Source organism: Herbiconiux moechotypicola, from assembly GCF_024979255.1.
Taxonomy (GTDB): Bacteria; Actinomycetota; Actinomycetes; order Actinomycetales; family Microbacteriaceae; genus Herbiconiux; species Herbiconiux moechotypicola.
This window is the reverse complement of the sequence record NZ_JANLCN010000005.1, coordinates 174,304-184,905: the sequence shown is the minus strand read 5'-3', so window position 1 is coordinate 184,905 and position 10,602 is coordinate 174,304. Positions and strand designations below refer to the sequence as shown.

The window sequence follows — 10,602 nt, the reverse complement described above, 5'->3', positions numbered from 1 at the left end:
GGTCACGAGGCGACTCCGATGCCGTCGGCGAGCACGGTGCGGAGCACCTCGACGAAGCGGTCGATCTCGGCCTCGGTCACCACGAGCGGCGGTGTGACGCGCACGGTACCGCTGGAGTTGAGCACCGAGCCCACGAGCACACCCCGCTCCTGCATGGCCCGTGCCACCACGTTGGCGTCGCCCGCCACCTCGAACGCGCACCACAGGCCCTTGCCGCGGATGTCGACCATCGCCTCCGGGAACTCGGCCCGCAGCTCGCCGAGCCGTCCCCGCAGGTATTCGCCCTTGGTGGCCGACGCCTCGACCAGGTTCTCGCGCACCATCACGTCGAAGGCGGCGATGCCCGCGGCGCAGGAGAGCGGGTTGCCGCCCATGGTGGTGAGGTGCGAGAGCGGCGGGTCGATGAAGGTGGCGAAGATCTCGGGGGTCGAGATGACGGCGCCGAGCGGCAGCCCGCCGCCGACGGCCTTCGCCATGGTGATGATGTCTGGCTCGACGTCCCAGTTCTGGTGCGCGAACCAGCGGCCCGAGCGGCCCATGCCGCCCTGCACCTCGTCGACGATGAGCAGCGCGCCCTTCTCGCGGGTGAGGCGGCGGAGGCCGGGCAGGTAGTCGTCGGAGGGCACCCGGATGCCGCCCTCGCCCTGGATGGGCTCCACGATCACGGCAGCGGTGCGCTCGTCGATGGCGGCGGCCGCGGCCTCGAGGTCGTCGAAGGGCACGAACACCACCTCGGGCAGCAGCGGCTCGAAGGGCTTGCGCCACTCCTCGCGCCAGCTCACCGAGAGGGCGCCCAGGGTGCGGCCGTGGTACGCCCGCTCCATCGCCACGAACTTGGGGCGGCCGGTGTATTTGCGGGCGAGCTTGAGCGCGCACTCGGTCGACTCGGCGCCGGACGAGGTGAGATACGCCACGTCCATCCCGGGCCCGGTCACCCCCGTGATGCGCTCCACGATCTCCACCTGCTCGGGCACCACGAAGCGGCCGTACACGTTCACGTGGGTGTAGCGGGCGGCCTGGCGCTGGATGGCGGCCACGACCTCCGGATGCGAGTGGCCCACGTTGGCCACGGCGATGCCGGAGGTCATGTCGAGGTAGTCGCGGCCGCCCGCATCCGTGAGGGTGCATCCGCTCGCCGAGCCCACCACGAACTCCTTGCGGCCGGGCACGGTCTGCGAGAGGTGCGCGGCGAAGCGGTCGCGGTAGCTGTCGAGCTCGGTCTCGTCGAGCAGGTCGGTCATGGCTGTGCCCTTCTGGTGCGGAGGCCCTTGAGGGCGATGAAACGGGAGCGGGTGAGCTCTTCGATGGTGTACCCGATGCCCTCGCGGCCGGCTCCGGCGAGCGCCACCCCGCCGAAGGGCACCACGGGCGGGCGGTAGTTGTTGGTGCCGTTCACGACGACGCCGCCGAAGTCGAGCTCCTGCGCGATGCCCATCGCCTGCGGCAGGTCGGCCGAGAACACCGCCGCCGTGAGCCGGAGGCTCGAGGCGTTGGCCACGTCGATCGCCTGGTCGGCGTCGTCGACCGGCACCACGGTGAACACCGGGCCGAAGATCTCGTCGTCGATCGCGACGGCGGCGGATGCGGGCACGCCGGCGAGCAGGGTCGGCACGAACCACGGGGAGCCGGGTCGCGCATCCGGGCCGGCGGGTGTCTCGCGGGACTCCCCCAGCACCCGCGTGGCGCCCTCGGAGACGGCGCGCTCCACCTGCGTGTGCACCCGGGCGGCTGCGCCGGCGTCGATGAGCGGGCCCAGGCGCGCGTCCTCGAGCACCGGATCGACCGCTGCGATGGGGCGGAGGGCGGCTTCGAGCCGCGCGGTGAGTTCGGCGGCGACGGAGCGGTGGGCGAGCACGCGTTTGGTGCCGGCGCAGGCCTGGCCGTTCATGAGCAGGCGACCGCGGAGCGTCTCCGACACCACGAGGTCGAGGTCGGCGTCGGGCAGCACGATCGCCGCGCCGTTGCCGCCGAGTTCGAGGTGCAGCGGGCGCAGGAGTGCGGCGGTGCTCGTGGCCACCGCGACACCGGCTCCCACCGACCCGGTGAGCGACACGGCGTCGACCCCCGGCACGGAGCAGAGCGCGGCAGCCATCGCGGTGTCGCCCGCGACGGCCTGCAACACGCCCTCCGGCACACCTGCCGCATGCAGGATGCGCACGGTCTCGAGCGTGGCGAGCGGGTTCTGCGGCGGCAGCTTCACGATCACGACGTTGCCGGTGGCGAGCGCGGCGGCTGCCTTCTCGAGCATGAGCTCGACCGGGAAGTTGAACGGGATGACCGTCACGACCACCCCGAGCGGCACCTGTTCGACGAGGGTGAGGTCGTTCTCTCCGCCGGGCAGGGCGCCGGTGGGGGCGATGGTGCCGGTCCACATGCGGCCGAGCTCGGCGTTGGCCTCGAGCAGGCGCGCTGCGCCGCGGATCTCGTGTCGCGCCTGCGCGATGACCTTGCCCGACTCGCGCGCGTGCAGCGCGGCGAGGCGCTCCACGGTCTCGGGGGTGCCGAGCGCGGCCGATCCGGCCCGCAGCAGGTCGGCCCGCTCGTGCGGCGCGGCCCGCCGCCAGCCCCGCAATGCCTCCCGGGCGCGCGCGACCACCGCCGCGACTTCGTCGGCACCGGTCAGCGGCACCGCCCCGAGCACCTCGCCCGTCGCGACCGCCCGCACCTCCTGCATCGCGCCGCTCATGCCGGAACCCCCGCGCGGGCGCGGCTGCCGGTCCCGGTGCCGCTCGGGGTGCTCACGATTCCCCTCCCGAAGCACCGGCCGCGGCCGCGGCCTCGTCGAGCCAGGCGGTGAGGTGCACGAGTGCCTCGGGCAGGCCGAGCGGGGTGTCGTGTCCGTCGCCGCGCGCGAACACGGCGCGCATGGCGCCGGGGGTGGCCGCGCGGCCGGTGGCAGCGAGCCGGGCCGTCAGCGCCTCCTTCGCGGCGGCGATCTGCGTCTGCGTCGGCATCATGGTGATCGACTCCCCCACCTCCGCCGGCACCAGGTCGCCCACGCCCACGAGCGGCAGCTCCACCCCGTCGACCCCGCGCCGCGAGTAGGCCAGCCCGTCCTCGGCCCGCCGCGCGGTGCCCGCGAGGAACGAGCGGTGCGTCAGCCCCGGGCTCAGCCACGCCGCGGTCGACGCGTAGTACGGCGCGAGCCGCACCAGCGACGCCGCGATCACCTCGGCCATCCGGTTGTGCATCGCCACGTAGGCCTGCCGCTCGCCCGGCCCCCAGCTGTACTTGCCGCCCGCCACCGGCGTGGCGGTGAACAGCGGATGCTCGGGCGACACCGAGGTGCCGCGCGCCTCGAACAGCCCCGGGTCGTCGTACGAGGTGGCCGGGCTCTGCTCGCCGTTCCAGTGGTACACGTTCTCGTAGGGCACCATGCCGAGCGGCTCCGACACCACGAAGCGGTCGAGCACCACCCCGTCGCGCACGAGCGGCGACGCGTCGAACAGCGCAGGGTCGGCCTCGCGGTCGACGGCCTCGGCGAGCCCCTCGGGCACCGGCACGGTGCCGGTCGACACCCAGCCCGCATCGAGCAGCGCCTGGTTGATGGCCCGGTGCTCACGGCTCACGAGGTAGGGCTTCATCTTGCAGCACGGCACCAGCAGGGCGATGCGCGGGGCGCCCGCAGGGCCGGCCGCCGCATCCGGAGCCCAGGTGTTCTCGATGAAGTCGAGCCAGGCGGCGACCCGCGGATGCGCGAGCGAGTCGACGTTCTCCTGCGGCGAGTAGAACCGCATGCTGTCGTCGAGCCGGAACGGCAGGCGGATCTTGCGCTGCGACGACACCAGCCGCGCCTCACGCGAGAGCGGATGCCCGGTCAAGGCGGGGTCGGGGGTCGGCGCCGAGGTGGGCGCGGGTGCTGTGGTGCTCATCGGCTGCTTTCGGTGGCGGTGGTGGACGGGGCGGTGGCCGACGCATGCGCGGCGGACGGGATGCGCGACGCGCCGAGTGCGGCACGGGCGGTGACGGATGCGCGGGACCGGCTCATCGCGCCAGCTCCGAGAGGTGCCCGAGCCCGGCGGCGCGCACGAGCCGGCGGGCCAGGGGGCGGGAGCGCTCGACGGTGTCGCGGGCGTCGACGGTGACGACCTCGCCGGCCATCACGCTCGGCCGGCCGTCGACCCACACGCTCGCGATGTCGCGGGCGCCCGCGGCGAACACGATCGCCTGGAACGGGTCGTGCACGTTGGCCAGAGCGGGCGCGTCGCCGTCGAACACGATGAGGTCGGCGGCCTTGCCGGGCTCGAGCGACCCGATGGTGTCCTGCATCCGGAGCGCCCGGGCGCCGCCGATGGTGGCCAGCTCGAACGCCTCCTCCGCGCTCATCGCGGTGGCCTGCTGGTGATGCACGCGGGCGAGCAGCGCGGCCGACTTCACGGCCTGCATCATGTCCTGCGAGTCGTTCGAGGCCGGCCCGTCGACGCCGATGCCCACGTCGACCCCGAGCTGCCGCAGCTCGGCGACGGGGGCCACACCCGAGGCGAGGATCATGTTCGACACCGGGTTGTGCGCCACGCCCACGCGGTTGCGGGCGAGGATGTCGCGGTCGGCCCGGTCGAGCCACACGCAGTGCGCAGCGAGCGTGGGGGCCTCGAAGAGCCCCGCCTTCTCGCTGTAGCCGATGGCGGTGAGGCCCTTGCGCTGCATGGTGGCGGTGACCTCCTCGCGGATCTCCTGCAGGTGGATGTGCACCCCGAAGCCCGCGGGGCCCGCATCCGTGCCGTGCCCGCCGCCGCCCACCCCGTTCACGGCCAGCTCGATCGACCGCTCGAACATCGCATCCGACTGCCCGCCCACCGCACCGATGCCCACCCGGAAGGTGCTCAGCCGGCTCGCCGCCGCGGCCTCGCGCAACGCCTCGTGCTCGTCGAACTCGGCGTCGATGCCCCGGGTCGACCCCATGTCACCTGCACCGAACGACACCACGCCGCGCAGGTTGAGCTCGTCGAGCGCCTCCACCACGCCCGGCGTGATCGGCTCACGGATGCCCGGGTCGGTGACGAACATATCGTTGGCGGTGGTGATGCCCGACTGCAGCATCTGCATGCCCGCGAGCAGCGTGCCCGTGTAGGCCATCTCGCGGTCGAGGTGGGGGGAGACCGGGTTGATGAGCGCCGAGATCCACTCCCACAGCGTGTACTGCGAGGCGATGCCGGTGATGAGGCCCTCGGAGAAGTGACCGTGGGTGTTGACGAAGCCGGGTGTGACGATGTCGTTCGGCCCGCCGTGCACGCGGGCCTCGGGATGCGCGGCGGAGAGCTCGGCGAACGTGCCGACCGCCTGCACCACACCGTCCGCGATCAGCACCGCGCCGTGGCGGACGACGGCGGGGGTGGCGGCGCCGTCGGCGGTACCGGCACCGGACGCGGCCGGGCGCGGTGTCGCGGCGGTGAGCACCCACCCACCGCGGATGAGGGTTGCGGTCATCGCGGTCACCGCCCCGTCTCGTAGTCGAACAGGTCGTCGCGCGGAGCCGCCAGCTCGGCGTAGAGCTCGGGCCGCCGGGCGCGCAGCAGCCCCGGGATGGAGTCGAACGGCTTCGGCTCCGCCAGCGAGTCGTCCTGGTCACGGAGCCAGCGCGCCCGGGCGAGGTCGAGCGTCGCCACCGCGAGCTCGGCCCGACCGGCCTCCACGAGCACATGCTCGGGTCCCGTGATCATCGCCGCGCCCTGCTCGGCGCCGTAGAGATTGTTCGTGAGGGCGAGGTAGCAGTGGTTCTCGATGGCACGGGCCCTCGCGAGCAGCTGCCAGTTCGAGGTGAGCGCCGTGAAGTGGCCGCCCGCGGGCGAGAGGATGACCTCGGCGCCGCGGAGCGCGAGCACCCGGGTGGTCTCGGGGATCCAGAGCTCCGAGCACACCGCGATGCCCATCGGCACCCCGTCGAGTTCGAACGAGCCGAGCACGGGACCCGGGGCCACGTGTCCCCCGGTGTCGCCCGCGGGCACTGTGGCGGGGTGGCTGCGCTCGTAGCGGAACACGGTCGCGCCGTCGGAGCCGGTGACGTACACCACGAGGCGCCAGCGGTCGTCGGCGCACAGCTCCATGCGGCTCCAGCACACCGCGATGCCGTGGGCGGCCGCCGCCTCGGCGATCGGGCCCGCCGCGTCGTAATCCTGCCCGGCCCGGAACGGCCCTGGGCTGTGCTCGGGGAAGAGCACGAGGCGCGCGCCGGCCGCGGCCGCCTCGGCCACGAGCTCGACGGCACGGCCGACGTTGGCCGAGTGGTCGGGCTCGGTGAGGGCGCGCGGCTGCGCCACGGCGATCCGGTAGCTGTCGGGCATTCTGCTGCCTCGCGCAACCCTGGTCTCGGTATCCACCGATCGGTCCTCGCTGTCTCTCGTGTGCCCGGTCTGTCTCCCGCGCACTGCTATCCCATCGCATCGACGAGGCCCCAGGACCTCGTTGAGCGCTTGTTTTACATGCTGTTCACGCTGTCCCACCATCTGTCACACAGAGAGAGACAGAGAGACAACCAGAAGCGATCCGCCCCGCCGGGGGTTGGTGGCGGGGCGGATCGGGCGGGCCGCGAGGAGGAGCGCGACCCTGGTCTGCTGCGCCGCCTTACGGCAGCGCGATGCTCGGGTCGATGAACTCGTTCGTCACGAGGTCGGCCGGGGTGAGCGAGGAGGTGTCGTAGTCGGTGTACTCACCCACGAGGTCGATGAGCGTCTGCACGCGCTCTTCGTCGTAGCTGCCGAGTGCGCCGTCGGCGCCGTTACCCACGAGGCCGAGCTCCTTCTGCTCCTCGATCGACCAGTTCGCGTTGTCGAGGGTGTAGATCCAGCCGGTGGCGTACTCGTCGACCAGGCCGACCATGAGCTCGTTCGTGGCGGTCGGGTCGGTGATGTAGTCGACCTCGGCCTGCTGCAGGATCGGCACCAGGGCGCTCAGGCACTCCGACTGCGCCGTCACGTCGTCGGCACGCACGATCATCGACTGGAAGTACTCGGGGAACCCGGTGTCGTGGATGAGCTGCAGCTTCACCGGCTTGCCCCACTCCGGCGTCTCCACCTCGTAGAGGTAGGGCTCGGCGCTGGCGAAGCCTGCCTCGGCCACGGCACCGCCGGCGGCCACGAAGGTCGCGGGCTTGGGCGCATCCGAGGGGTCGATCTGGCTGGCGTCGATGACGCCCGTGCCCACCAGGAAGTCCTGCCAGACGGTGGCCTCCGAGCCCATGAAGATCTTCACGTCGTCGGCCTTGAGGTCGGCGATGGTCTCGGCGTCAGGGTAGGTGGCCGGGTCCCAGTAGATGGCGTAGGGGCTCTTCTCGAGGGTCGAGAACACCGACACGACGGGGGTCTCCTCGAGCGAGGGGATGGTCTCGGAGACGCGACCGTAACCCATGAGGATGTCGGGGTCCTGGTAGAGCAGCGACTGCACCGGCTGGTAGCCGACCGACGAGCCGCCGATGCGGATCTCGACGTTCACGCCGGTGGGCTCGCCGCCGGACACGAGCGAGCCGGTCACCGACTTGTTGTCGACGTCGACCGTGTAGTCGTCGCCGAGCAGCTCGTAGATGCCGCCGTGCTCCGACTCGGGCTCCCAGTCGGCCTGGATGACGACGGTCGAGGGGCAGATGCCCGAGAGCACGCCCTCGGCGGCTGGGGTGGCGCTCGTCTCGGCGCCGGAGGAACCGGAGGAGCAGGCGGCCACGAGGGCCATCGAGCCGGCGACGCCGAGGGCGCCGGCGACCCGGAGGGTGCGGAGGGGGGCGGAGGCCATGGTGCGGATCCTTTCGCTGTGCGGGAGGTGATGCGGGAGTGGTGGTGCGGGAGTGATGCGGATGTGTGGTGCGGGAGTGGTGCGGATGGACGTGGTGCGGCGGATGCGGGTGGTGCGGAGGGGGGCGGTGGCCGGGTTCAGGCCCACGCATCCGACCAGCGGCCGACGATCCTGCGGCCGAGGAGGCCGAAGATCCAGAACATGACGAGGCCGAGCGCGCACGCGACCAGCACCGTCGCGAGCATCTCGGCCGCCTGCAGCCGGGCGCTGTAGCGGGAGATGAGCAGCCCCAGACCGATCGCGCCGCGGCCGAAGAAGTAGTCGCCCACGACCGCGCCGACCACGGCCAACCCCGCGGCGGACTGCAGGCCGGTGAACACGTCGGGCATGGCCGAGGGGATCTGCAGCTGCGTGAGCCGCTTCCACCGGCTCGCCTTCTTCAGCGTCATGAGGTCGTGCAGTCCCCGGTCGGCTCCGAGCAGTCCCTTCAGCGGGTTGATGATGAGCGGGAAGATCGCGATGATGACGCACACGATCACGCGGGGCGCCAGCTCGTAGCCGAACCAGAAGCCGATCACCGGCACGATCGCGAGCGTGGGGATGGTCTGCAGAAAGACCGCGTAGGGGTAGAGCATGTTCTCGATCCATTTCGCCTGGCTCATCAGCACGGCCTGCACCGAGCCGAGCACGAAGGCGATCGCGAGACCGATCACGGCGACCTTGAGCGACTCCCACGCCGCCGAGAAGATGTCGGCCCTGGCCTCCTCGGCGAGGAAGCCCTCGATGATGACGTCTTGCGGGGGCGGCAGCAGGAACTGGCGCGCCGGGTCGAGCACCACGTAGGAGATGAGGTACCAGACCCCGATGATCGCCACGAAGAACAGCACGGGCGGCAGGATGCGGATGGTCCACGGCTGCGTCTTCTTGCGCGCCCGGCGGGCCGCGGCGGCGGCCGCGCCGGCGGAAGCGCGCTTCTCGGCGACGGTCTGCATCACGACACCTCCCCGAGAGCGGTGGCGACCTGGCGCTCGAGCTCGGCGAACTCGGGCGTGAACTTCAGCGACGCCGGGCGGGGGTACTCGAACGGCACCTCGAACTCCGCCACCACGTGACCGGGGCGCGGCGACATGACGAGCACCCGGGTCGACAGGAACACCGACTCGTCGACCGAGTGCGTGATGAACAGGGCGGCGAAGCGGCGCTCGGCGAAGAGCGACATGAGCTCCTGGTTCAGCCGCATGCGGGTGATCTCGTCGAGCGCCCCGAACGGTTCGTCGAAGAAGAAGAGGTCGGGTTCGAGCACGAGCGAGCGGGCGAGGCTCGTGCGCATGCGCATGCCGCCCGAGAGCTGCTTCGGCAGCAGGTGCGCGTAATCGGTGAGCCCGACCGTGGCGAGCGCCCGGTCGACCCGGTCGCGCAACTCGGCCTTCGGCAGGCCGTCGAGCGCGCCGAGAAACTCGACGTTGCGGCGCACCGTCCGCCACGGCATGAGAGTGGCGTCTTGGAACACGTAGCCGACGTTGTCGCTCGAGCGCTCCACGTCGCCGCTGGAGGGGGCGTCGAGATCGGAGCCGAGCCGGAGCATCGTCGACTTGCCGCATCCGGAGGGGCCGATGATCGACACGAACTCACCCGGGCGGATGTCGAGATCGACCGGAGCCAGCGCGGGCACGCCGTCGAACTCCTTCGTCACCTGCCGGAAGGAGACGGCCGGGGCGGCTACCTGGGTGTCGAGGGTCACGGGGGCTCCACGGGGAGGTCGGAACGTGCGCACCTACGCCCGATGGGCGCGGACCGAGCGGAGACACAGCCGCCGCTCTGTCTCTGCAGACGGTGGGGCGTGTCGCTCGCCGTGGTTCGACGCTAGGGGCCGGATGCGCGGCCGATCAAGCGGATCGGCGCGCCTCGACGCTGCTGTTACACGGTTTTTACCCACGGCCTCCTGCTGCCATGACGGCGTTACAGAGGGCGAGACACGGAGACAGAAGCTATGCTCCGATGGCCGCCGCGACCACCCGCGCCATCGGCTTGCGGATCATGTGATCGCTCGCGTTCACCACGTGCGTGGTGACCCCGCGCATCCGTTCGATGATGGCGAGGTTGCCCGGCACGAGGAACTCGTCGAACCGGCCGTAGACCACTTCGATGGGGCTCTCGACCCGCGCGAGGTCGCTGATGACCGTCTGCGACTCGATGCAATGCTCGAGCGACTTTACGAACGCCGTCCAGTTCTGCTCGGTGATCTCCATCACGTGCTTCACCGGGAGCAGCTTCGACACCACGGCCGCGTGGGCGATGGTGAAGTCTTTGTTCGCGCGGAAGAAGCGGTAGGCCTGCAGGTAGCCGCCGACGGCGCCCCGCACCCGCGGGTCGCCGATCTCGTCGGGCGAGAGGTACACCGGCGGACTGACGAGCACGAGTTTCGACACCCGGTCGCCGTGGGTGGCGGCGTAACGGGCGGCGATGAGGGTGCCGAGCGAGTGGCCCACGAGCACGAACGGGCGGTCGAGCTCGAGTTCGCGGATGGTGCGGGCGATGGCCGCCACGTGCTCTTCGAGCGTGTACTCGGCGTTCTCGGGCGCCGGCGAGCCACCGAACCCCAGCAGCTCGATGGCGATCACCCGGTGCCCGGGCTCCACCAGCGGCCGCACGAACACGAAGGTGGCGGCCGACGAGGCGATGCCGTGGATCATGACCACCACCGGGCCGGGCTGCCCGTGATCGCCGGTGTCGAACGCCACGTGCAGCAGCGGCGCCCGGGGATCGTGCGCCGCCTCGAACAGGTCGCTCAGTCTGGACATGCGCCCACTCTGCCCGCCCGTCCTCTCCCCGGGCAATGGGTGAGGCGCGGATGGGGAAGGATGGCCCCATGACGGAGCG

At 71.7% G+C, this 10,602-nt stretch carries 9 protein-coding genes; all 9 read right to left on the bottom strand.

Annotation, left to right across the window (positions count from 1 at the left end; all coding sequences use genetic code 11):
* Positions 1-2: 2 nt before the first annotated feature.
* The 9 genes from N1031_RS09900 to N1031_RS09860 all read right to left on the bottom strand — a co-directional run bounded on the left by N1031_RS09900 (position 3) and on the right by N1031_RS09860 (position 10,523).
* On the bottom strand, positions 3-1,241 hold the full coding sequence (locus N1031_RS09900) for an aspartate aminotransferase family protein (RefSeq protein ID WP_259479465.1): 1,239 nt from the start codon (positions 1,239-1,241) through the stop codon (positions 3-5).
* Positions 1,238-2,686, bottom strand: a complete 1,449-nt coding sequence (locus tag N1031_RS09895; RefSeq protein WP_259479464.1) for an aldehyde dehydrogenase family protein — start codon at positions 2,684-2,686, stop codon at positions 1,238-1,240. Before N1031_RS09895 ends, N1031_RS09900 begins: the two co-directional genes overlap by 4 nt.
* 52 nt (positions 2,687-2,738) lie before the next feature.
* Complete coding sequence (locus tag N1031_RS09890; RefSeq protein ID WP_259479463.1) at positions 2,739-3,872, bottom strand: hypothetical protein; 1,134 nt, start codon at positions 3,870-3,872, stop codon at positions 2,739-2,741.
* Positions 3,873-3,984: 112 nt separating this feature from the next.
* The gene (locus tag N1031_RS09885; protein ID WP_259479462.1) at positions 3,985-5,427 is read right to left on the bottom strand and encodes an amidohydrolase family protein; all 1,443 of its coding nucleotides are present in this window, start codon (positions 5,425-5,427) and stop codon (positions 3,985-3,987) included.
* Between the two features lie 5 nt (positions 5,428-5,432).
* Positions 5,433-6,281 (bottom strand): carbon-nitrogen hydrolase family protein, encoded by an 849-nt coding sequence (locus N1031_RS09880; protein ID WP_259479461.1) that lies wholly within the window; start codon positions 6,279-6,281, stop codon positions 5,433-5,435.
* Positions 6,282-6,561: 280 nt separating this feature from the next.
* Complete coding sequence (locus N1031_RS09875) at positions 6,562-7,722, bottom strand: hypothetical protein (protein ID WP_259479460.1); 1,161 nt, start codon at positions 7,720-7,722, stop codon at positions 6,562-6,564.
* Positions 7,723-7,859: 137 nt separating this feature from the next.
* Positions 7,860-8,714 (bottom strand): ABC transporter permease, encoded by an 855-nt coding sequence (locus N1031_RS09870; RefSeq protein ID WP_259479615.1) that lies wholly within the window; start codon positions 8,712-8,714, stop codon positions 7,860-7,862.
* Positions 8,714-9,463 (bottom strand): ABC transporter ATP-binding protein, encoded by a 750-nt coding sequence (locus N1031_RS09865; protein ID WP_259479459.1) that lies wholly within the window; start codon positions 9,461-9,463, stop codon positions 8,714-8,716. Before N1031_RS09865 ends, N1031_RS09870 begins: the two co-directional genes overlap by 1 nt.
* A gap of 247 nt (positions 9,464-9,710) precedes the next feature.
* A complete protein-coding gene (locus N1031_RS09860; protein ID WP_259479458.1) occupies positions 9,711-10,523 on the bottom strand; it encodes an alpha/beta fold hydrolase in 813 nt (270 codons plus the stop codon).
* Positions 10,524-10,602 lie beyond the last annotated feature (79 nt).